Origin of the sequence: Agreia sp. Leaf335 (assembly GCF_001423605.1) — a bacterium.
Classification (GTDB): Bacteria; Actinomycetota; Actinomycetes; order Actinomycetales; family Microbacteriaceae; genus Agreia.
In genome coordinates, this window is the sequence record NZ_LMOQ01000004.1 from 376300 (window position 1) to 396494 (window position 20195).

Below are 20195 nucleotides of genomic sequence, written 5' to 3' on the forward strand. Positions count from 1 at the left end.
CTCCACTCGCATGTACACCACCCCCCACCTGTTTCATTCGGGGGCGACGTGTGCCGACAAGCAATCTTGGGTAGAACGCGCGTTAACCTGCGTTTTTCTACGGTAACTATGGAGGAAATCATGGCAGCAACCTGCCAGGTGACCGGCGCCATTCCCGGCTTCGGACACAACATCTCGCACTCGCACCGTCGCACGAAGCGCCGGTTCGACCCGAACATCCAGAAGAAGACGTACTACGTTCCGTCGCTTCGTCGTAACGTGACCCTGCAGCTCAGCACCAAGGGCATCAAGGTCATCGACGCACGCGGCATCGAGAGCGTTGTCAAAGATCTTCTCGCCCGTGGGGAGAAAATCTAATGGCTAAGTCACAGGACGTTCGTCCGATCATCAAGCTGCGTTCGACGGCTGGCACGGGTTACACCTATGTCACCAAGAAGAACCGCCGCAACAACCCCGACCGCCTCGTGCTGAAGAAGTACGACCCGGTCATCCGCCAGCACGTCGACTTCCGGGAGGAGAGGTAACACATGGCCAAGAAAAGCATGATTGCAAAGAACGAGCAGCGTAAAGTCATCGTCGCTCGTTACAACACCAAGCGCCTTGAGCTGAAGAAGGCCCTCGTCAGCCCGACGTCGACCGACGCCGAGCGCGAGGCCGCCCGCCTCGGCCTGCAGAAGCTGCCCAAGAACGCTTCACCGGTGCGCGTGCGCAGCCGCGACGCGGTCGACGGCCGCCCCCGTGGTGTGCTCACGAAGTTCGGCATCAGCCGTGTTCGCTTCCGTGACATGGCTCACCGTGGCGAGCTGCCCGGCATCACGAAGAGCTCCTGGTAGTCCAGGGCTTCTCGCACTGAACATCTGAAAAAGGATGTCGGCCCATCGGGTCGGCATCCTTTTTCACGTTTCACAGCTGTTGTGAGGCCTCCGAGGCGCGGTAATCCGCGAAATCCCGGCGATCTCTGATACATTCGTCACGGTCAACAGACCAGACGTGTGGCCTACCCAAGGTTTCCACCGTTTCGTTTCTAGAGCTGCTTTTCGCAGCACAAGGTCCGAGGAGGACACCCCATGGCTGATAAGTCACTCAACAAGACCGAGCTCGTCGCCCAGGTCGCCGCTGCATCCGGCCAGACGCAGTCCGCCGTCAACGAGGTTCTCGACGCCCTCTTCGCGACGCTCGCGGAGTCGGTCGGCAACGACGTCAAGGTCACCATCCCGGGATGGCTCGCTGTCGAGCGCACCTCGCGTGCAGCCCGCGCCGGCCGCAACCCGCAGACGGGTGAGGCCATCCAGATCGCCGCCGGTCACTCGGTCAAGATCTCCGCTGGCTCGAAGCTCAAGGCTGCCGCCAAGTAGTCTTTTCGATTCTTCATCCTCAGGGGTGTCCGCTTCACGCGGACGCCCCTGAGGTGTTTAAGGGGCGCCCGTTCCTTGGCCGCGGCACAGGTGCACACTTCGATTCGGCGGAGAAGCACCGTTGATCACGCGGGAAGGTGCAGCTGCGCCGACTCGATAAGGCACCAGACATCCATGCGGCGAGAAAGCACCCTTACTTCACGTGGAAGGTGGATGTGCGCCGAGTGGCGGGGGGCGACGAACGTGCGACGGGCTGGGGCCGTGGTCAGCGGGCGAGCGGTCGGCGAGGTCGCATCGGGGTGCGGGGTGCGTCGGCGGGCACCGCACCGGATGCGCGGGCCGGCGACGCGGGCGTGCGCCTGACCGCGGGTGCCAGCGGCTGTCGGGAGGATTCGCCCGACTGCCGCTGCGGCGCGAAGCTCTCGATGCGGGCGATCGCGGCATCGAGTGCCGCTTCGAGAGGCGCGGTCTGCTCGTAGACGCGAGCGATGAGTAGTCCACCCTGCAGGGCAGCGAGAAGACCGACCGCGAGCCCTCGAGCGTCGGCGTCGCTCTGCAGCTCTCCCGAGGCACGCATGGCCGCGATGCCGTTCTCGACCGGGGCGAGCCAGAGGTCGAAGCCCTCGAGGAGCCCGGCACGGGCATCCGGATCGGTGTCGATCAGCTCGCTGGCGAGCGAGCCGAGCGGCGACCAGCCGCGTCCGGCGCGACCGCGAGCCTGAGCGACGACGGCATCGCGCCACGACCGCAGCGACTCGATGCTGTCGAGCGAGTCGAGCTGTGGCTGCTGTTCGCCGATGGTGGCCTCGGCCTCGTAGGCGACGACCGCGCGCACGAGCTCCTTCTTGTCAGAGAAGTAGTGGTAGAGCTGCGATGCGCTGACTCGGGCATCGGCGCGCACATCGTCGATGCTGGTGCCGGTGGCGCCCCGGGCGCGGATACGCATGGCAGCGGCCTCGATGATGCGGAGTCGGGTCGCGGCACCCTTCGCGGTGAGTGTGCGGCTGCTCGTTGCGGATGCATCCGTGCTCGGCATCGTCTCGGAGCTCATGGGCGATGAGTCTAGGACGAGTGGAATACAGCATCCACTTGCCACGCCGCGTCTGCGCCGTCTGAACGGGAGAGGTGCACAGGAATGCACCGTAAAGTTGACGGGTGCCGAGAGTAGTTCGAACCGTAGGTCCCGCCGTGCTCCTCGCGGTCGGCTTCGTGATGCTGCTCGTCGGCCTGCGCATCGCCGGCGGTGCGGATGCGCAGCTGCTGCAGGACCCGGGCCCGGTCGTGCGCTACGGCATCCCGGTCACCAAGATGATCGTGAACCTCGGTGCTGCGGGAGTGTTGGGCGCCCTGGTGCTCGCCGTGTTCGCCCTGCGCTCCGACAAACCCGAATTCAATCGCGCCCTCGACGTGGCCGCGGGCTCGGCGGCCGTGCTCACGGTGGCCTCGGCGGCCACGGGATTCCTCACTTTTCTGCAGCTCACGGTCAAGTCCGTGCGCTTCGACAACTCCTACGGCGAGCTGCTCGGTCAGTTCCTGACGCAGGTCGAGATCGGCCAGGCGTGGCTCATCACGACGCTGATCGCGGCGACCGTCACCGTTCTGTGTTTCGCCGTGCGCAACGTCACGGCCCTCGTGTTCGTCGCCGTACTGTCGGTGGTCATGCTCGTGCCCATGGCGCAGCAGGGCCACGCGGCCGGAACGACCGGCCACGACGCGGCGATCACCGCCCTCGGGCTGCACCTCGTCTTCGCGGCCGTCTGGCTCGGCGGTCTCCTCGTGCTGGTGATCATCTCGCCTCAGCTCGACAACGACCGGATGCTGTCGGTCATCTCGCGCTATTCGACGGTGGCGCTGGTCTCGTTCATCGTGGTCGCGGCATCCGGATATGTGAGCGCCGAGCTGCGCATCGGCAGCCTGGATCGTCTGCTCACCCCTTACGGGCTGCTCGTGCTCATCAAGGTAGGTGCGCTGATCGCGCTCGGTATCTTCGGTGCCGCCTACCGACGCTCGCTCATCGATCGTCTCGCCGAGTCGGGCCGACGCTATTTCTTCTGGAAGATCGCCGTCGTCGAATTGGCGTTCATGGGCATCGCCTCCGGTGCTGCCGCGGCCCTTGGCCGGTCGGCGCCCCCGGTAGACCAGACGATCCCCGCCGTGCAGACACCGGCGCAGATCCTCACGGGCGAGCAGCTACCTCCCGAGCTCGAACTGTCGCGGTACTTCACCGAGTGGAACTTCGACCTGCTCTGGATTCTGCTCTGCGGCTTCGGCATCGTGTTCTACCTGGCCGGTGTGCGCCGCCTGCGCAAGCGCGGAGACAAGTGGCCTATCCACCGCAGCGTGCTGTGGGTGGCGGGCATGCTGCTTCTGTTCTACGTGACCAACGGTGGAGTGAACGTCTACGAGAAGTACCTCTTCAGCGTGCACATGCTCGGTCACATGACCTTGAGCATGATGGTGCCGCTGCTGCTGGTTCCCGCTGCTCCTGTGACGCTCATCATGCGCGCCGTCGCCAAGCGACAAGACGGAACGCGCGGCGGGCGCGAGTGGGTGCTGCTGGCCGTGCACTCGAAGATCGGCTCGTTCCTCGCCAACCCGATCGTCGCCGCCCTGCTCTTCGCCGGCAGCCTGTGGCTCTTCTACTACTCACCCCTCTTCCGGTGGGCGACGGTCGATCACATCGGGCACGAGTGGATGATCGCGCACTTCCTCGTCACCGGGTACCTACTCGTGCAGGCTCTGATCGGCGTCGACCCGGTGCCCTATCGCTTCCCGTATCCGTTCCGGCTGCTGCTGCTGCTCGCGGTCATGGCCTTCCACGCCTTCTTCGGCCTCGCCATGATGACCGGCAACGGTCTGCTGCTCGCCGACTGGTACGGCGCGATGGGCAGGCCGTGGGGCGTGAGCGCCATCGAAGACCAGCAGGCCGGCGGTGGAATCGCGTGGAGTGTGGGCGAGATCCCGACCGTCATCCTCGCGATCGCCGTCGCCATCCAGTGGAGCAAGCAGGACAAGAAAGAAACGACCCGGCGCGACCGCACGGCGGACCGCACGAACGAGGCCGAGCTGGGCGAGTACAACGCCATGCTCGAGCGACTCAACACCCGCCGCTGAGGCAGGGTCCGTCGCTCGCGCAGGCGGCTACTTCAGCTGTGCCAGGTTCGCCGACCGGGCCGCGAAGGAGATCTGCCCCGCGTCGTCGAGCGAGATCGCGTAGTTCAGCGAGAACGGTACGTCCTCGCTCAGGGCCGACACGGTGCCGTCGAACAGCGACTTCACCTGCACATCGATGTGGGCCGTCCCGGTGTTGTCGGCCAGGAGCCACGACGACGGACCGGCCACCACGGAGACCTGCGGATAGGTGACGATCGACCAGGTCGGCTCGCCCTCGATGCGGTCGGTGATGCCCTTCGAGAACGGGCAACCGACGGGATACAGCACCTTCTGTGCGGCACAGTCGTCGAGAAAAGAGGTGAGCCGATCAGAGACGGCCTGCGTGAACAGCTCGTTGGGAACGGCCTTGACCACGGCGTTCTCCGTGTCGCCGGGTGAGGTGACGGGCACGGCGACCGTGTCGCTCGTGAGGTAATGCGACTCGTGCGAGAGAACCACGAGCGAGGGGACGAGAACGCTGAATCGCCCGCCCGCGCCGAATGCGCCCGCGCCGGCGCCGAGATCGGATGCCTTCAGCTCGCCGGATCCGACGCTCACGCTGGTCGCATTGGTCACCGCGAGCGAGAGGGTCGCCACGGGGGTCTCCTTGAAGCGCCACTGGGTGAAGATGCCGAAGTTGGTTCCGTCGCGCTCGACCACGAACTCGCTCTGTGTCCGCGCGGATTGCCGACCGGCGCCATCCAGCGTGTAGCTCACCGTGACGCGGTGGATGCCCGAGCCGAGATCGCTGTCGTCGGTGACGCGGATCTTGCTGATGGTGCCGAGCGTGTTTCGCTTCAGCAGCGCAGCGCCCGCGGAATCGGGAGTGAGATCGCTGGGAAGCTCGACCCCGGGCATCGCGAGAGCGCCGTCGACGTCGCGTGCACCGAGCGTCTGCAGGTACGTCGTGACGAATCCACTCGAGCTGAAGACCGAGAGGTTGAGGGCGAGCACCCCGGTCGCGAAGACTCCGACGAGCAGCAGCAACGAGGCGCACCACGCCAACGTGACCTGCGTCGATGAGATGCGCCTCTTCTGCACATGCACATCCATGGGGTCAGTCTAGGCAATGCCGCCGTGGGCCCGCCGTGCCGGGTGACACGCCCGGTAGATTGGGTGTCCTCCCCTCGTCGCCGTGCAGAGAAAGTCATTCAGCGTGTCCCTTCCCGATCTGTCAGCCGAGCAGAAGCGTGTCTTCGATCTGATCGAGTCGACGAAGAGCCATGTCTTCGTCACAGGCCGAGCGGGCACCGGAAAGTCCACGCTTCTCAACCACCTCAGCTGGAACACAGAGAAGCAGCTCGTGATCTCGGCGCCCACGGGTGTCGCGGCGCTGAACGTGGGCGGGCAGACCATCCACTCGCTGTTCCGTCTGCCGATCGGGGTGATCGCCGACTCCGACATCGAGCAGAACGGCGACGTGCGCAAGATGCTCAACACCATCGACACGCTGGTCATCGACGAGGTCTCGATGGTGAACGCCGATCTGATGGACGCGATCGACCGCTCCCTGCGCAAGGCCCGGCACAAGCCCACGGTTCCCTTCGGCGGTGTGCAGGTCGTGCTGTTCGGAGATCCGTACCAGCTGGCCCCCGTTCCGGGCGATTCCGACGAGCGCGCCTACTTCACCGACCACTACCGGTCGATGTGGTTCTTCGACGCGAAGGTGTGGAGCGAGGTGTCTCTCACGGTCGTCGAGCTCACCGAGATCCACCGGCAGCACGACGACGACTTCAAGTTCATGCTCAACGCGGTGCGGCACGGGCAGGTGACGAAAGAGATAGCGGATGCGCTCAACGGTGCGGGCGCCCGAACTCCTCCCAGCGACGGCACGATCACCCTGGCCACGCGCAACGACGCCGTGAACCGCATCAATGCCGAGGCGCTCAAGCGGCTGCCCGGCAAAGTCCGCACGGCGAATGCCGAGGTCTCGGGCGACTTCGGGGGCCGCAACTATCCGGCAGAGGAGGCTCTCGAGCTGAAGGTCGGCGCTCAGGTCATGTTCCTGCGCAACGACTCCGAGCAGCGCTGGGTCAACGGGTCGGTCGGCGTGGTCTCGAAGATCAGCAAGGCGGGCTCCATCTGGGTCGAGATCGATGGCGAGGTGCACGAGGTCGACCCGGTGAGCTGGGAGAAGCATCGCTACTCGTACTCGGCCGACGACAAGAAGCTCACCAAGAACGTCATCGGGGAGTTCACGCAGTTTCCCCTGCGCCTCGCCTGGGCCGTCACCATTCACAAGAGCCAGGGCAAGACCTACGACCAGGCCATCGTCGATCTGGGGCAGCGGGTGTTCAGCGCGGGCCAGACCTACGTCGCCCTGTCGCGACTCACGAGCCTCGACGGGCTGTACCTCACGAGGCCGCTGCGCCCCGCCGACATCTCGGTCGACCCTGCCGTCAAGCGCTTCATGTCGCGCGGGCAATAGCGCGACCCCTCCACTGCGGTATCCGCGCCGGTTGGGCGCATACGCCCCTGTTCGACCGGGCGCGGATGCGCCGAATCGGCGCGGATGCGTGCGGCGAGTCAGCGGATGGCGGCGACGATCACATTGGCCAGGTCGCGCGGGCGCGAGAACTGCGGCCAGTGTCCGGTCGGCAACTCCACGATTCCGACCTCGTGGATGCGCGGCAACTCCGCGAAGTAGGGCACACCGGCACCCATGCCGCGGCGCATCTCCTCGGCACTGAACGTGCACGTGATCACGGTGACGGGAACCTCGAAGCGCGCTTCGTTCGTCACGACCTGAGGATCGCGGGCGACTTGTGTCGGCGTGGCAACGGCGCGGGCGCGGAAGTTCGCGAGGTCGGCCTCGTCGAGCCCCGTGAGCTCGAGGTCGTCGAAGAAGTCCCACGCGGGCAGGGGGAGTTCGCCGTCTACCTCGGGGATGTTCGCGTTCACCTCCATGCCGTCGGGCGTCGGCACACTGTCGACGTAGACCGCGTGCCGGATGCGGTCGGGGTGCCGATCGACCACAGCATGGATCACCGATCCGCCACCGCTGTGACCCACCAGCACGATGTCGCCCTCGAGGTCGGCGATGGACTCCTCGACGAATCGGATGTGGTCGTCGAGCGTGATGCCGGTGCGGTCTGACTCCGTCGAGTCCATGCCGGGAAGCGTCAGCGGGCGGGGGGTGTGACCGGCCGCTTCGATGGCCGCGGTCACGGGAGCCCACGACCACGCGCCGAGCCAGAATCCAGGAACGAGAACGATCTGCATGGGGTCACGATACGCCGGAACGGCCCGCCTCAGCGTAGGTGGGTCAACGCCTTTACGGCCTCGGTCGTCGCAGCGGCCGCAGCCTCCACGTCGGCGGCTGTGGTCGCCGGCGAGAGGCTGAACCGAACGGCGGTCTGCGCATCCAGCGGATGGACGCCCAGCGCGAGCAGCACCGGCGACGGCTCGTCGCTGCCGGCCGCGCAGGCCGATCCGCTCGACGACACCACGCCGCGCTCCTCGAGCCCCAGTAGAACGCCCTCACCGCTCGTTCCCGCAAAGAGGAACGACGCGATCGACGGCAGCCTGTGCTCGCGCGAGCCGGTCAGCCGGGCCGAGGGGAGTGCCGCCTCGATGCGCGCGATGAGGTCGTCGCGCAGCATGGTGACCCGCACGGACGCTTCCGCTCGGCCGGCCTCAGACAGCTCTGCCGCGAGGGCGAGCCCCACCGCAGCTGCCACGTTCTCGGTACCCGACCGCCGGCCGTGCTCCTGACCGCCGCCATGCAGCAGCGGCTCGAGCGCGAGCCGAGAGCGCGCCGCCAGTGCGCCCACGCCCTTCGGCGCACCCAGCTTGTGACCCGAGATCGACACGGCGTCGGCACCGAGCGCATCCAGACTCACATCGAGCCAGCCCGCGGCCTGCACGGCGTCGACGTGCATCACGGTGCCGGCCGCGTGGGCCAGCGCGCCGATCGCGGCCGTCTCTTGCAGCGTGCCGATCTCGTTGTTGGCCGCCATCACGCTCACGAGCGTGGTGTCGTCGCGCAGCAGCCCGGCGAGGGAATCGAGATCGACCCGGCCATCGGCATCCACTGCGACGAGCGAGACGTCGAAGCCGTGCACCCGATGCAGAAAGTCGATCGATTCGAGCGTGGCCTCGTGCTCGATCGGCGTGGTCACGATGTGCCGCCCTCGAGGCTGCCCCAGGGCGATGCCCTTGATGGCGAGGTTGATGGCCTCGGTGCCACCCGAGGTGAAGGTGACCTCGCTCGGCCGCGCGCCGAACCAGCCAGCGAGGCGCGTGCGGGCGTCGGCCAGGGCGCGCGAGGCCGCGTCGCCGAGAGCGTGGTGGCTCGACGGATTGCCGAACTCACCCGTGAGGTGCGGCCACATCGCCTGCAGCACCTCGGGGCGAACCGGCGAAGTCGCCGCGTGGTCGAGGTAGATCATGCCTCGACGGTGAGGTCGAGTCCCAGGTCGAGAGCGCGTGCGCTGTGGGTGAGCGCGCCGACCGAGATGATGTCGACTCCCGTCTCGGCGATGGCGCGCACCGTGTCGAGGCTCACTCCTCCGCTGGCCTCCACAAGTGCCCGCCCGGCCACGAGTGCGATGCCCTCGCGCAGCTCGTCGAGAGAGAAGTTGTCGAGCATGATCGTGTCGACCCCGCCGGCGAGCACGGGCTCGATCTGGTCGAGTCGGTCGACCTCGACCTCGAGGTGGGTCGTGTGCGAGATGCGGGCTCGGGCGCGAATGATCGCGTCGGTGAGCGAGACGCCGGATGCCGTGAGCACGGCCAAGTGATTGTCTTTCGCGAGCACAGCGTCGCTCAGTGAGAAGCGGTGGTTGCCGCCACCGCCGCTGCGCACCGCGTGGCGCTCGAGGGCACGCAGCCCCGGAGTCGTCTTGCGCGTGTCGACGATGCGCGCCCGCGTTCCAGAGACCGCATCGACGTAGCGCGCGGTCACGGTGGCGATTCCACTCATGCGCTGCACGAGGTTCAGGGCGACGCGCTCTCCGAGCAGCACCCCGCGGGCCGGTCCCGACACCGTGGCGATCACCGCGCCGGGTTCGAAGTGTTCGCCGTCGTCGAGCAGTACCGCGGTCGTGATCGACTCATCAGCCGCGAGCATCGTTCTCGAGAAGACCTCGCCGCCCGAGAGCACGCCGGCTTCGCGGGCCACCAGCGCGGCGGAGGCCGTCGCGCCGTCGGGAAGAAAAGCGTCGGAGGTCGCGTCGCCCCACGGGGCGTCCTCGGCGAGAGCGGCGATGACGACGCGGTCGATCGCCTGGGGTGTGAGCAGCATGTCAGTGTCCTTGGGTCTGGAGCGTGAGGGCGGTGTCGCCCGAAACGTGATCGGATGCGGGCACGGTGGCGCTCTGGGCGATCTCGGGAGGCGACTGCCGACGGGCGACCGCATCTGTCTGGGTGAAGTCGCTGCGGGCGTGGGCGCCGCGCGATTCGCGCCTGAGCAGGGCCGCGGCGACGAGGGCCTGCGCCACGGTGACGAGGTTCGCGGTCTCGATGCGCTCGCGGTCACCGGTGCGGGCGGCGGATGCCTCGGCCCAGACCCGCAGGCGGGCTGCGGCCGTGGCGAGCCCGACGCCGGAACGCGTCAGCCCGGCATAGCTCCACATGAGCGCCTGCACGTCTTCGCGCTGGTCGAGTAGGCCGCCCGCGGCCGTATCGAGACCGATTCGCGGGTGGTCTCGATACACCGGCTCCTTCGTCGCGCGGCTACTCGACCCACGCAGATCCCCTAGCGAGGCCGCCACCCGCCGGGCGAAGACGACGCCCTCGAGCAGGCTGTTCGAGGCCAGCCGGTTGGCGCCGTGCACTCCGGTGCACGCCGCCTCGCCCACCGCGAAGAGCCCCGCATGAGAGGTGCGGCCATCGAGATCGGTCGCGATCCCTCCCATGTAGTAGTGCGCCGCCGGAACGACAGGCACCAGCCCGTCGGCGAGGTCGAAGCCGGCCGCCGCGCACGCCGCCATGATCGTGGGAAAGCGGACGGCGAGCGTGTCTCGACCGATGCCCCGGGCATCTAGGGTCACGGGCACGCCGTTCTGCTTCGCCATCTCGGCCGCGATGGCTCGAGCGACGATGTCGCGGGGGGCGAGCTCGGCGTCGGGGTGCACGCCGAGCATAAAACGCTCGCCGCGCTCATTGAGAAGAACCGCGCCCTCGCCGCGCACTGCCTCGGAGACCAAGAAGTTTCCGGGGGCGGCGAGCGTGGTCGGGTGGAATTGGTAGAACTCCAGATCGGCCGTGGCCACACCTGCCCGCAGCGCTGCGGCCAGCCCGTCGCCGGTGGCGATCGCAGGATTCGTCGTGTGCGAGTAGAGCTGCCCGGCGCCCCCGGTGGCGAGCACCACGGCATCGGCCGACAGCACCTCGCGCCCGCCGTCGGCCCGCAGCACCTCGATTCCGACGACGCGCCCGCCGGCATCCGCGCCTGCTGGGCGCATCGGCGCCTGGTCGACCGGCAGCGGATGCGCCGAACCGGCGCGCATGCCCGACGCGTCGACGAGCACGAGGTCGGTCAGCATGGTGTGCTCGTGCACAGCGACGGCGGTGGTGCGCACCGCCGCGACCAGTGCCGCCTCGATGGCGGCCCCCGTCGCATCGCCGCCGGCGTGCAGCACTCGCGCCCGTGAGTGCGCCGCCTCGAGCGCGCGGTCGGGCTCCGAACTGCCCGGCCGGCGATCGAACATCACGCCCCATTCGATCAGGCTCTGGATGGCCGCCGCCCCCTCGTCGGCCAGCACGCGCGCGGCGCCCTCGTCGGTCAGCCCCGCCCCCGCCCGGATCGTGTCGTCGGCGTGCAGAGTGGCGCTGTCGTCGAGTGCGGTGGCCGCCGCGATGCCGCCCTGCGCGTAGCGGGTGTTGCTGTCGGCGAGCTCGCCTTTGGTCACGAGCGTCACCTCGTGCCCGTGCTGCAGTGTGGCGTGCAGCGCGGTGGCCAGCCCGGCGATGCCGCTGCCCACGATGATCACGCGCGCCATGTCAGCGCACCGGGTCGGTGGCGGGTGCCGCCACGGGCGGCCGGGCCGCGAGCATCCGTTCGAGTGCGACCGTCGAGTCGGCGATCACATCGTCGGCGACCCGGATGCGATTGCGCACGACCCCGTCGACCAAGCCCTCGAGCACCCAGGCCAGGTAGCCGGGGTGGATGCGGTACATCGTGGAGCAGGGGCAGATCACGTCGTCGAGGCAGAAGATCGTGTGCTGCGGGTACTCGGCGGCGAGGCGGTTCACGAGGTTGATCTCGGTTCCGATGGCGAAGGTCGAGCCGGCGGGAGCCGCCTGGATCGCCTTGACGATGAAGTCGGTCGAGCCCGCCGAATCCGCGGCGTCGACGACGGCCATCGGGCACTCGGGGTGCACGATCACCTGAACGCCGGGGTACTCGGCGCGGGCCTTAGCGATCTGTGCCGGAGTGAAGCGCTTGTGCACCGAGCAGAAGCCGTGCCACAGCACCACCTTTGCCTCGACGAGCTCGGAAGCCGAGTTGCCGCCCAGCGGCTTGCGCGGGTTCCACATGGGCATGAGCTCCACGGGGATCCCCATGGCCTTGGCTGTGTTGCGTCCCAGGTGCTGATCGGGAAAGAAGAGCACCCGCTGACCGCGCTCGAAGGCCCACTCCAGCACCGTCGCCGCATTCGACGAGGTGCACACGATGCCGCCGTTGCGGCCGCAGAACGCCTTGAGCGCGGCCGAGCTGTTCATGTAGGTGACCGGGATCACGGGAAGCCGGCCATCGGCATCCGGTGCCGTGCCGTAGATCTCGGTGAGCTCGGCCCACGCCTCTTCGACCGAGTCGATGTCGGCCATGTCGGCCATCGAGCATCCCGCTGCGAGGTTCGGAAGGATGACCGCCTGCGCCGGCTGCGACAGGATGTCGGCGGTCTCGGCCATGAAGTGCACGCCGCAGAAGACGATCGCCTCGGCATCGGGCTTGGCCTTGGCGGCGTTGGCGAGCTGGAAGGAGTCGCCCACGAAGTCGGCGTACTGCACGACCTCGTCGCGCTGATAGAAGTGGCCCAGCACCACGACCCGCTCGCCGAGCGTCGCCTTCGCGGCCCGGATGCGCGCATCCAGCTCGTCGGCGCTCGCCGTCGTGTACTCGGCGGGCAGGCGGCCCTGCACCGGCGATCCGGTCGGGATGACGTCGGTCATGGATGCGCCGGGGCCGTAATTCGGAACGCCCGCGTCGAAGGCCCACGGCTGCAGGGCGAGCTCGGGTGTGCAGGTGCTGCTCGCGGCGGAGCCGGCGGCCTCTTCGCGGGTCAGAAGCTGGATGGTGGTGTCGACGGATGTCATGGTGGTCTTCTTCGTTCGCTGAGCCTGTCGAAGCGGGTATGGGTGCGGTCGTTCCCTTCGACAGGCTCGGGGAACGGCGTCTTCTACTGGAGGGGGCCGCTGTCGGCGAGGTCGATCGACCCGTCGTAGCGGTAGAGGCGAGCGGGGCGATGCCGCGCGCCGGTGACGAACTCGCCCGTCGGGACGACCGTCTTACTCGACTCGATCATGCGGCGGAAGTTGGCCGGATCGAGGGGTTTCTGCCTGACTGCCTCGTGCACCTCGCGCAGTTGGGCGAGAGTGAACGTGTCGCCCAGAAAGGCGTGCGCGATACGGGAGTACTCCATCTTGGTGCGCAGTCGCCACAGGGCGTAGTCGACGATCAGGTTGTGATCGAAGGCCAGTTCGGGCAGCTCGTCGGTCGACAGCCAGGTCACGTTCTCGCCCACGGTCGCTCGGGCGGCCTCGTCGCTCTCGACCAGGGCCCAGTAGACGATCGAGACGACGCGCTGCCCGGGGGAGCGGCCGACCTTGCCGAACGCGTAGAGCTGCTCGAGGTACTTGGGCGTGAGACCGGTGGTCTCGAGAAGGTGATCGCGCGCCGCCTCCTCGAGGTCGACATCCGCCCGCAACGGGCCGCCGGGCAGAGCCCACCGACCCTCGTCGGGTTGCCGGATGCGGCGGACGACGGGGATCCACACGGTGCTGATGCCGGTGGTCGGATCGCTGCGCAGAGAGAAGATCACGGTGGATACCGCGATGCTCGCATGCTGCTGGCTCATGGCCGTGCCGATCGTGTCGTGACTTAAGGTATTGGTGACCTTAAGTGCTGCAATCAGCTTAGTGTCACCATGACCCGAACGCAAACACGACGACGGCGGCCGTCGGTCAGATCACCGGGCCCGCGTGCTTGCCTGGCGCGTCGTCAAATGTCGCGGCGCTACCGTCCGCAGGATCAGGGTCGTAGTGTCTGCGCAGCAGTTCCTGTTCTGCGGGGACCAGGGCCTTATCGATGGCGAACCGCGGCGAGTCCTTGAGCTGTTCCTTCGAGTAGGGCAGGAGAAGATGCTCCCGATCCCACTCTGCTCGGTCCAGCGGAACAAAAGCGTCGGACCCGGAGAACAGTCCGGGATTGACGGTCGCCCAGCGAGGCTGCCCGCTCTCGGCGTCGACGAGCACCTGGGTCACCGTTCCGACCTTCTGTCCGTCGGGATCGAGCGCCGGTGCGCCGACGATGCCTCCGATGTCACGTGATTCGATCATGCGTCTCTCCTCGCTCGTGTGTCGCTGTCGCTACCGGCCGAGACCGGCGCGGTCGACCTTGCGGTGGAATCTCATACCGCCGAGGCCGCCCAGGATCGCGCCGAGAAGGCTGACGACGGCGACGGCGATGGCGGTGATGACGCTCGCCGTCGTGAGCGTGCCTTCGTCGATCGGGATGCGGGGAAAGCTGTTGAGGTTGCCGAGGACGTTGTATTGGCTGCCCGCGATCGCGGTGATGATGGCGACGACGATGGCGATGACGATGGCCCAGAGCCAGACGAAGACACCCTGCTTCATGCCGTTGAACCGGGCCATGCGTCCGGCGACGTACCCGCCGCAGTAGTAGGCGACGAAGACGATGGCGAGCAGGGCGATCGCGCCGACGATGCCCACGGTGTCGGCGTTCGCTGCACCCTCCCGAGCTGCGCTGTCCACATCTCCCGTCACACCGAGTCCGATGGCGGCTCCCGTCGCGGCGACGAGGGCGGTGAGAATCACGGCCGTGCCGGTGGCCGTCAGCCAGCCGAAGAAGGCAGAGCCGATCTTGACGCCTCCGAACTCCTCCTTCTCTCGTTCGACGACCTCCTGTCGGAGCGACGACTGGGGTGCCGCGGGCACGGCCGCGCCCGGCTCGAGGCCTGTCGACGGATCGAGGCCAGTCGACGGATCGGAGGAGTGTTCTGGACGATCGCTCATGGGTCTGCCTTCACATCGGGCGCTCCACAAGCACAACCCGTGGAGCGGTTACTCGAGTTTGTCGCTTGAGAGGGACGGTACGCGGTCGACTCGGTGCATGATGCGGGCTTGACAGAAGCGTTCGACGAAGGGGCGGACGGTGACGGAGAGTCAGGCGGCCGCAGTCGCCTTCGCGCGGGCGAGGTCGACGAAGAGATCGGTGTTGAAGCGGTAGGCCACGAGAACCTCGTCGATCACGCGGTCGCGTTCGGCGTCATCCCAACCCGTCGCGTCGAGCTGGGCCCGATAGGTCTCTTTGAATTCCTTCGGCTTGGCGATGTCGCCGAAGAGGTAGAAGCCCACGCCGTTGGTCTCGAATCCGAACTGGCGCTTCATGAGGGTGCGGATGACCTGGCCGCCCGAGAGGTCTCCGAGGTAACGCGTGTAGTGGTGGGCGACGAATCCGCCGTTCCAGGTGGCACCCACCTCGTTGATTCGGGCCACGTAGCGAGCGGTCGTCGGCAGAGGTTCGATCTGCTCGCGCCAGTCATCGCCGATGAGAAACCGAAGGTCTTCTTCGATGGCGGGAAGACGCGTCAACTTCGAGGTGATGAAGGGTGCCGCGACCGGGTCGTTCTTCATGCGGTCGGCCGCGGCCTCGATGGCCTCGTAGATGAAGAAGTGCTGCGCGACCAGGGCGATGTAGTCGTCGCGCGTGCCCTTGCCGCTCATCAGGTCGCCCATGAAGCTGGCGCCCTCGCTCTCGCTGTGGCTGGTCCAGGTGCGCTCGCGCAGGGCCTGCGAGAAAGGGATGACGTTGCTCATGATCGCGACTCCAAATGAGTGGTTCACTAACCGTGAAGTTAGGTTGCCCTTACTTTATCGGACACGCGGGTTCGATCGCTAGACGCAGTTGTTCCACTCAGGGCTTTGTCAGTGCGGGCGCGGCTCGATGCCGAGCTTGGCGCAGGCTGCGTCGTAGAGCGCGACGACCTCGCGGCGCACCTCGCCGCGTTCGGTGATCGGGCCGGCGGGCCACGCGATACGCACCTCACTCGTGGTTCCGGCAGCGGTCGCATCCCAGGTGGCGACCGAGCCGTCGAAGCCCGTCATGACGGCGGCCGTGGCCGCGGGGTTCGCGAACGCCCGCACGATGAGCAGATTGTCATCGGTGTGGTCGCCGTTCATGTGGTTCAGGATCGCGGTGACGACGTCGGGGCTGAAGGTGCTCATCCGTCGAGCGTATACGCCCGACATACGTCGGCACGAAGTCGTCGATGGCTGGCGCGAATGGCCTGGTGGCGCGACTCGGCGGCTCCCTAAACTCGGCCCATGCCTATCGTTCCCGAGACCAAGAGCTGGACCTGGGTGCTCGAGAAGCCGTGCCCCGAGTGCGGTTTCGACGCATCCACCGCCGACGCCCGAGGGGTCGCCGAACTCGCCCGTCAGAATGCGGCAGCCTGGCCCGCCGTGCTTCGACGCGCCGACGTGCGAGAGCGACCGGATGGCGACACCTGGTCGCCGCTCGAGTACGCGGCGCACGTACGCGACGTGTTCACGGTCATGCGCGGCCGGCTCGAGCTGATGCTCGTCGAGAACGATCCGCTGTTCGCCAACTGGGATCAGGACGCGACCGCCGTCGAGGAACGCTACAACGAGCAGGACCCCGCGGTCGTGTCGGCCCAGCTGCTCGACGCCGGTCGAGAGATCGCCGACGCCTTCGACGCCGTGCCGTCAAATGCGTGGGGCCGGTCGGGCAGGCGGGGTGACGGCGCCAGTTTCTCCGTCGAGACGCTGGCTCAGTACTTCATCCACGATCCGGTGCATCACCTGCACGACGTATCGAAGCGCTAGAGCCAGCCGTTCGTCTCGGCGATGCGCGCCGCATCCGCTCGATTGCGCGCACCTGTCTTGCCGATGACCGCCGACAGGTGGTTGCGCACCGTGCCTTGCGACAGATGCAGGATGCGCGCGAGATCGGCGATCGATCCGCCCGTGCGAGCGGCCGCGAGCACGTCGGTCTCGCGTTCCGTGAGGGGAGAGTCGCCCTGCGCGAGGGACTCGGCGGCGAGCGAGGGGTCGACCACCCGGAAACCGTTCGCGACGCGACGTACGGCATCGGCCAGCTGCGCCGATGGAGTGTCTTTGACGACGAAACCCGAGGCTCCCGCCTGCATAGCCCGCACCAGGTAGCCGGGGCGGCCGAATGTCGTGACGATCAGCACCCGGCAGAGCGGCACCGCCTTGCGCAGTTCTGCCGCGGCGGCGATGCCGTCGATGCCGGGCATCTCGATGTCGAGCAGAGCGACATCGGCGGCGGACGCCCTGGCGGCATCCACGACCTCGTCGCCACGCCCCACCTCGGCGACCACCTCGATGTCTGCCTCGAGCGAGAGCAGCGCGGTGAGCGCACCGCGCACCAGCGCCTGGTCGTCGGCGATCAGCAAACGGATCATGACTGTGCCCCAGCCGTCTGAGGAAGCGTCGCCGCGGCGGGCAGCGACGCCGTGAGGGTGAAGCCGCCGAGTTCGCCCGGACCGAACCGCAGAGATCCGCCGGCCGCTTCAACGCGTTCGCGCAGACCCCGCAGTCCCGTCGACGACACCGAGCCTGACCCGATGGGCACTCCCGGACCACGTCCATCGTCGTCGATCGTCACGTCGTGCTCGGAGATGCGGATGCGGCAGCGCGAGGCCCCAGCATGCCGGATGACGTTCGTGACACCCTCGCGGATCACCCAGCCGACGAGCTCGCGGTGTTCCGCTGGAACGGTGTCGGTCGACGACGGGAGTTCCGCCTCGACGCCCGCTGCGGCGAGGGCCCTCCGTACGGCCGCGAGCTCTCCGCTGGCGGTGACGCCGCGCACACCCGAGACGGTCGCGCGCACGTCGGCCAAGGCCCCCCGAGCAATCGTCTCGACATCTTCGATCTCGGAGCGCGCACGCTCGGGGTCGGCATCCATCAATCGTGCCGCGAGCTCCGACTTCACCGTGATGACGGTGAGGGAGTGGCCGAGAATGTCGTGGATGTCGCGTGCCACTCTGCTCCGTTCGCGCTCGGCGGTCACGGCTTCGAGTTCTGCCTGGGTGGCGCGGAGCTCGTTGATGACGGCCATCGTGCGGGCGAAGGCCGCCATCATGAGTGAGATCGACAGGATGATGACGGGCACGATCAGCAGGGCATCCGACCATGGCCCGGTGAGAAGGCGCAGAGCTAACGCGGCCGCGGTAAGGGTGCCGATCGCCGTGAGCGTGAAGATCCAAGGGAAGACGCACATGCCGATGATCACGCCGGCGTAGGTCCAGAGGCCGGTCACTTCGGTGCCCACCCAGGGTACGAAGAGCATTGTCAGAGCGAGGATCGCCCCGCATACGAGGATCCGACCGCGGGTCGTGAGGGTCCAGGCGATGGGGGCTGCCGCGAGAAAGCAGAGGCTGAAGATCACGACCAGGCCGACGCCAACGGTGCTTTCGACGGCCGAGCGAGACACCCTCACGATGTCCGGAATGATTGAGTACACCCAGAACAGCGAGAACGTCGCCCCGATGTACCAGCTGTAGGCGCGTGACGACGTCAAGGCGAAAGGCATTGTCGTCGTCGGATCCGGGCCCGCGGTCGCAGACCGGATCGGCCATCCCGGGCCGAATCTACGCGGTTCGTCGATCTTCGTCACCCGCCCACCCTAAAGGCCGCGGTCGCCGACGGGCTTGCACGCCCGTCGAGCCTCGCCATCCTCACACCCGCTTCGTATCGCGACGAAAGAAGACGACCGTGCCCACGAGGAACACCGCGAACCAGACGAGCGCGTTCGCGAGGGCCGCGACGTGGAAGCCGGAGCCGGTCAGCGGGGCGCGGGCCAGTTCGCTGATGCCGTACACGGGGGTGAACGCCGCGATCGTCTGCATGAAGTCGGGCATGCTCGAGACGGGGTAGAAGAGTCCGCCGATGAAGGCGAGCAGCACGATGGCGAGGCTCGTCACCTGCGCCGCATTCTCACCCGGCACGAGGTAGCCGACCATCAGCCCGAGCGTCGTGAACACAGCGCTGGCGAGCAGCCATCCGACGAGGCCTGTCGAGATCCACTGCACAGCCGAGAGCTGGTTGCCGCTGACAGCGCCGACCACGTAGGTCGCGATCACCGCGACGAGCCCGAGCAGCATGCCCGCGATCATCTTGATGAGCACGTTCACCAGCGGGTTGAGGGGCGTGAGCCGCAACTGCCGGCTCCATCCCTGCGCTCGCTCCACGGCGACGGATGCGCCGGTCTGGGTCGCCGACATCATCGCGCCGTACATCGCCATCGACACCATGATGAAGGCCGCGACCGACGGGCCGCCATCGGCGACGGCGGTATCGGTGAGGGGAACGTCGCGCATGGGATAGCCGACGATCAAGAACATCATGACCGGGAAGATCAGGGTGAAGATGAGCGTGCGTCGGTTGCGGAGCTTGCGGGCGAGCTCGATGCGCAGATAGGTCCAGGTGAAGCCGCCGAACGGCGGAACCCGGCGGTCGAGCTGCACGCGGGCGGCTGACGATGGAGTGGTCTGCTGCCTGTTCGACTCGGCGGGCACGATGTGGGTGGTCATGCGGAGACTCCTTCTGAGGTGAGGGCGAGAAAGACGCTCTCGAGGTTCTGGCTCGTGATCTCGATGTCTCGAGCGGCCGTGTGGGTGAGCAGATGTCGAGCGAGAGCATCCGAATCGCTCGTATGCAGGGTGATGCGCTCGCCCTGTACCGACGCGTCGTCGACCGACGGGAGGGCCGCGAGTTCGGCGACGTCGGCATCCGGCAGCGTCGCTCGGAGGATGCGGCCGGAGACGAGGTTCTTGATGTCGGCCGTAGCCCCGTCTGCCACGATCGTGCCTCGGCTCATCAGCACGATGCGGTCGGCATACTCGTCGGCCTCATCGAGATAGTGCGTGGCGAAGAGCACCGTGCGGCCACGGTCTGCATCGGCGCGGATGGCGCTCCAGAATGCTCGTCTCCCCTCGACATCCATACCGGTCGTCGGTTCGTCGAGAATCAACAGCCCGGGGTCCGAGAGCAAGGCCATCGCGAAGCGCAGGCGCTGCTGTTGGCCGCCCGAACACAGACCGACTCGTCGGGCGGCGATGTCGGTGATGCCCGCGCGGTCGAGCACCTCCGCGACCGGACGGGTATCGGCGAAGAGGCTGGCGGTCAGATCGAGGGTCTCCCGCACGGTCAGGTCTTTGAGCAGGCCGCCTGTCTGCAGTACGGCCGATACGAGGCCGCGCGAGATGGCGGCTCGCGGGGCGAGGCCGAAGACCTTCACATCTCCGCCATCGGGAGGGGTGAGGCCCAGCATCATGTCGATGGTCGTGGTCTTGCCGGCGCCGTTGGGGCCGAGGAACGCGACGATCTCGCCGGGCTGCACGGTGAGGTCGACGCCGGTGACGGCGCGCACGTCGCCGAAGCTCTTTGCGAGTGCCGTCGCGTGGATGGCAGGGATGGAGGGGGAGGTCATGGCTCCAGCCTGGCGGCCCG

General features: G+C 67.4%; 23 protein-coding genes. 7 read left to right on the forward strand and 16 right to left on the reverse strand.

The genetic code is table 11. From position 1 onward, the window contains the following. Positions 1-120: 120 nt before the first annotated feature. The 4 genes from rpmB to ASF79_RS16335 all read left to right on the forward strand — a co-directional run bounded on the left by rpmB (position 121) and on the right by ASF79_RS16335 (position 1355). The gene (rpmB, locus tag ASF79_RS16320; protein ID WP_055782318.1) at positions 121-357 is read left to right on the forward strand and encodes a 50S ribosomal protein L28; all 237 of its coding nucleotides are present in this window, start codon (positions 121-123) and stop codon (positions 355-357) included. Beyond that, positions 357-524 carry a 50S ribosomal protein L33 gene (rpmG, locus tag ASF79_RS16325; protein ID WP_055782315.1) on the forward strand — a complete coding sequence of 56 codons (168 nt, stop codon included), beginning with the start codon at positions 357-359 and terminating at the stop codon, positions 522-524. The genes rpmB and rpmG overlap by 1 nt, the downstream gene beginning before the upstream one ends. Positions 525-527: 3 nt before the next feature. After that, a complete protein-coding gene (gene rpsN / locus ASF79_RS16330; RefSeq protein WP_044443722.1) occupies positions 528-833 on the forward strand; it encodes a 30S ribosomal protein S14 in 306 nt (101 codons plus the stop codon). 234 nt (positions 834-1067) lie between these two features. Further along, positions 1068-1355, forward strand: a complete 288-nt coding sequence (locus ASF79_RS16335) for an HU family DNA-binding protein (RefSeq protein WP_044443721.1) — start codon at positions 1068-1070, stop codon at positions 1353-1355. A gap of 265 nt (positions 1356-1620) precedes the next feature. On the opposite strand, the gene ASF79_RS16340 is transcribed toward ASF79_RS16335, so the two are convergent. Continuing rightward, positions 1621-2406: a TetR/AcrR family transcriptional regulator gene (locus ASF79_RS16340; protein WP_235500802.1), complete on the reverse strand. Its 786-nt coding sequence runs from the start codon at positions 2404-2406 to the stop codon at positions 1621-1623. Between the two features lie 104 nt (positions 2407-2510). Between ASF79_RS16340 and ASF79_RS16345 the strand changes: the two genes are divergently transcribed. Then, positions 2511-4469, forward strand: a complete 1959-nt coding sequence (locus tag ASF79_RS16345) for a cytochrome c oxidase assembly protein (RefSeq protein WP_442853867.1) — start codon at positions 2511-2513, stop codon at positions 4467-4469. Between the two features lie 27 nt (positions 4470-4496). Here the strand turns inward: ASF79_RS16345 and ASF79_RS16350 are convergent, their stop codons facing one another. Then, positions 4497-5561 (reverse strand): hypothetical protein, encoded by a 1065-nt coding sequence (locus ASF79_RS16350; protein WP_055857054.1) that lies wholly within the window; start codon positions 5559-5561, stop codon positions 4497-4499. Between the two features lie 103 nt (positions 5562-5664). Here ASF79_RS16350 and ASF79_RS16355 point away from each other — a divergent pair, with 103 nt between their 5' ends. Next, on the forward strand, positions 5665-6936 hold the full coding sequence (locus ASF79_RS16355) for an ATP-dependent DNA helicase (protein ID WP_055857317.1): 1272 nt from the start codon (positions 5665-5667) through the stop codon (positions 6934-6936). A 98-nt stretch (positions 6937-7034) separates the two neighbouring features. Here ASF79_RS16355 and ASF79_RS16360 read toward each other — a convergent pair whose 3' ends face one another. The 10 genes from ASF79_RS16360 to ASF79_RS17770 all read right to left on the reverse strand — a co-directional run bounded on the left by ASF79_RS16360 (position 7035) and on the right by ASF79_RS17770 (position 15920). Next, positions 7035-7730 (reverse strand): alpha/beta fold hydrolase, encoded by a 696-nt coding sequence (locus ASF79_RS16360; RefSeq protein ID WP_055857056.1) that lies wholly within the window; start codon positions 7728-7730, stop codon positions 7035-7037. Between the two features lie 29 nt (positions 7731-7759). After that, the gene (locus tag ASF79_RS16365; RefSeq protein ID WP_055857060.1) at positions 7760-8899 is read right to left on the reverse strand and encodes a cysteine desulfurase family protein; all 1140 of its coding nucleotides are present in this window, start codon (positions 8897-8899) and stop codon (positions 7760-7762) included. Further along, positions 8896-9750, reverse strand: a complete 855-nt coding sequence (nadC, locus tag ASF79_RS16370) for a carboxylating nicotinate-nucleotide diphosphorylase (protein ID WP_055857320.1) — start codon at positions 9748-9750, stop codon at positions 8896-8898. The genes ASF79_RS16365 and nadC overlap by 4 nt, the downstream gene beginning before the upstream one ends. A gap of 4 nt (positions 9751-9754) precedes the next feature. After that, positions 9755-11452 (reverse strand): L-aspartate oxidase, encoded by a 1698-nt coding sequence (gene nadB / locus ASF79_RS16375; protein ID WP_055857063.1) that lies wholly within the window; start codon positions 11450-11452, stop codon positions 9755-9757. Between the two features lies 1 nt (position 11453). Then, positions 11454-12770: a quinolinate synthase NadA gene (gene nadA, locus ASF79_RS16380; RefSeq protein ID WP_055857067.1), complete on the reverse strand. Its 1317-nt coding sequence runs from the start codon at positions 12768-12770 to the stop codon at positions 11454-11456. An 83-nt stretch (positions 12771-12853) separates the two neighbouring features. After that, positions 12854-13531, reverse strand: a complete 678-nt coding sequence (locus ASF79_RS16385; protein ID WP_055857070.1) for an NUDIX hydrolase — start codon at positions 13529-13531, stop codon at positions 12854-12856. 106 nt (positions 13532-13637) lie between these two features. Then, positions 13638-14012, reverse strand: a complete 375-nt coding sequence (locus ASF79_RS16390) for a PRC-barrel domain-containing protein (protein ID WP_055857074.1) — start codon at positions 14010-14012, stop codon at positions 13638-13640. A gap of 30 nt (positions 14013-14042) precedes the next feature. Further along, a complete protein-coding gene (locus ASF79_RS16395) occupies positions 14043-14708 on the reverse strand; it encodes a hypothetical protein (protein ID WP_055857077.1) in 666 nt (221 codons plus the stop codon). A gap of 150 nt (positions 14709-14858) precedes the next feature. After that, positions 14859-15512 carry a biliverdin-producing heme oxygenase gene (locus ASF79_RS17765; RefSeq protein ID WP_055857080.1) on the reverse strand — a complete coding sequence of 218 codons (654 nt, stop codon included), beginning with the start codon at positions 15510-15512 and terminating at the stop codon, positions 14859-14861. Positions 15513-15620: 108 nt separating this feature from the next. Further along, the gene (locus tag ASF79_RS17770; protein WP_055857082.1) at positions 15621-15920 is read right to left on the reverse strand and encodes a DUF2470 domain-containing protein; all 300 of its coding nucleotides are present in this window, start codon (positions 15918-15920) and stop codon (positions 15621-15623) included. Positions 15921-16019: 99 nt separating this feature from the next. Between ASF79_RS17770 and ASF79_RS16410 the strand changes: the two genes are divergently transcribed. Continuing rightward, complete coding sequence (locus tag ASF79_RS16410) at positions 16020-16541, forward strand: DinB family protein (protein ID WP_055857085.1); 522 nt, start codon at positions 16020-16022, stop codon at positions 16539-16541. Here the strand turns inward: ASF79_RS16410 and ASF79_RS16415 are convergent. The 4 genes from ASF79_RS16415 to ASF79_RS16430 form a co-directional block, all read right to left on the reverse strand. Continuing rightward, the gene (locus tag ASF79_RS16415; RefSeq protein WP_055782273.1) at positions 16538-17143 is read right to left on the reverse strand and encodes a response regulator transcription factor; all 606 of its coding nucleotides are present in this window, start codon (positions 17141-17143) and stop codon (positions 16538-16540) included. The two genes, ASF79_RS16410 and ASF79_RS16415, sit on opposite strands and share 4 nt — an antisense overlap. Further along, positions 17140-18360: a sensor histidine kinase gene (locus ASF79_RS16420; protein ID WP_055857088.1), complete on the reverse strand. Its 1221-nt coding sequence runs from the start codon at positions 18358-18360 to the stop codon at positions 17140-17142. The genes ASF79_RS16415 and ASF79_RS16420 overlap by 4 nt, the downstream gene beginning before the upstream one ends. Before the next feature lie 61 nt (positions 18361-18421). After that, a complete protein-coding gene (locus tag ASF79_RS16425; RefSeq protein WP_055857091.1) occupies positions 18422-19276 on the reverse strand; it encodes an ABC transporter permease in 855 nt (284 codons plus the stop codon). Next, a complete protein-coding gene (locus tag ASF79_RS16430; protein WP_055857093.1) occupies positions 19273-20175 on the reverse strand; it encodes an ABC transporter ATP-binding protein in 903 nt (300 codons plus the stop codon). The genes ASF79_RS16425 and ASF79_RS16430 overlap by 4 nt, the downstream gene beginning before the upstream one ends. Positions 20176-20195: the final 20 nt, after the last annotated feature.

Coding starts and splice junctions, on each gene's coding strand:
- rpmB (WP_055782318.1), top strand. CDS start 121: ATGGCAGCAACCTGCCAGGTGACCGGCGCCATTCCCGGCTTCGGACAC.
- rpmG (WP_055782315.1), top strand. CDS start 357: ATGGCTAAGTCACAGGACGTTCGTCCGATCATCAAGCTGCGTTCGACG.
- rpsN (WP_044443722.1), top strand. CDS start 528: ATGGCCAAGAAAAGCATGATTGCAAAGAACGAGCAGCGTAAAGTCATC.
- ASF79_RS16335 (WP_044443721.1), top strand. CDS start 1,068: ATGGCTGATAAGTCACTCAACAAGACCGAGCTCGTCGCCCAGGTCGCC.
- ASF79_RS16340 (WP_235500802.1), bottom strand. CDS start 2,406: ATGAGCTCCGAGACGATGCCGAGCACGGATGCATCCGCAACGAGCAGC.
- ASF79_RS16350 (WP_055857054.1), bottom strand. CDS start 5,561: ATGGATGTGCATGTGCAGAAGAGGCGCATCTCATCGACGCAGGTCACG.
- ASF79_RS16360 (WP_055857056.1), bottom strand. CDS start 7,730: ATGCAGATCGTTCTCGTTCCTGGATTCTGGCTCGGCGCGTGGTCGTGG.
- ASF79_RS16365 (WP_055857060.1), bottom strand. CDS start 8,899: ATGATCTACCTCGACCACGCGGCGACTTCGCCGGTTCGCCCCGAGGTG.
- nadB (WP_055857063.1), bottom strand. CDS start 11,452: ATGGCGCGCGTGATCATCGTGGGCAGCGGCATCGCCGGGCTGGCCACC.
- nadA (WP_055857067.1), bottom strand. CDS start 12,770: ATGACATCCGTCGACACCACCATCCAGCTTCTGACCCGCGAAGAGGCC.
- ASF79_RS16385 (WP_055857070.1), bottom strand. CDS start 13,531: ATGAGCCAGCAGCATGCGAGCATCGCGGTATCCACCGTGATCTTCTCT.
- ASF79_RS16390 (WP_055857074.1), bottom strand. CDS start 14,012: ATGATCGAATCACGTGACATCGGAGGCATCGTCGGCGCACCGGCGCTC.
- ASF79_RS16395 (WP_055857077.1), bottom strand. CDS start 14,708: ATGAGCGATCGTCCAGAACACTCCTCCGATCCGTCGACTGGCCTCGAT.
- ASF79_RS17765 (WP_055857080.1), bottom strand. CDS start 15,512: ATGAGCAACGTCATCCCTTTCTCGCAGGCCCTGCGCGAGCGCACCTGG.
- ASF79_RS17770 (WP_055857082.1), bottom strand. CDS start 15,920: ATGAGCACCTTCAGCCCCGACGTCGTCACCGCGATCCTGAACCACATG.
- ASF79_RS16410 (WP_055857085.1), top strand. CDS start 16,020: ATGCCTATCGTTCCCGAGACCAAGAGCTGGACCTGGGTGCTCGAGAAG.
- ASF79_RS16415 (WP_055782273.1), bottom strand. CDS start 17,143: ATGATCCGTTTGCTGATCGCCGACGACCAGGCGCTGGTGCGCGGTGCG.
- ASF79_RS16425 (WP_055857091.1), bottom strand. CDS start 19,276: ATGACCACCCACATCGTGCCCGCCGAGTCGAACAGGCAGCAGACCACT.
- ASF79_RS16430 (WP_055857093.1), bottom strand. CDS start 20,175: ATGACCTCCCCCTCCATCCCTGCCATCCACGCGACGGCACTCGCAAAG.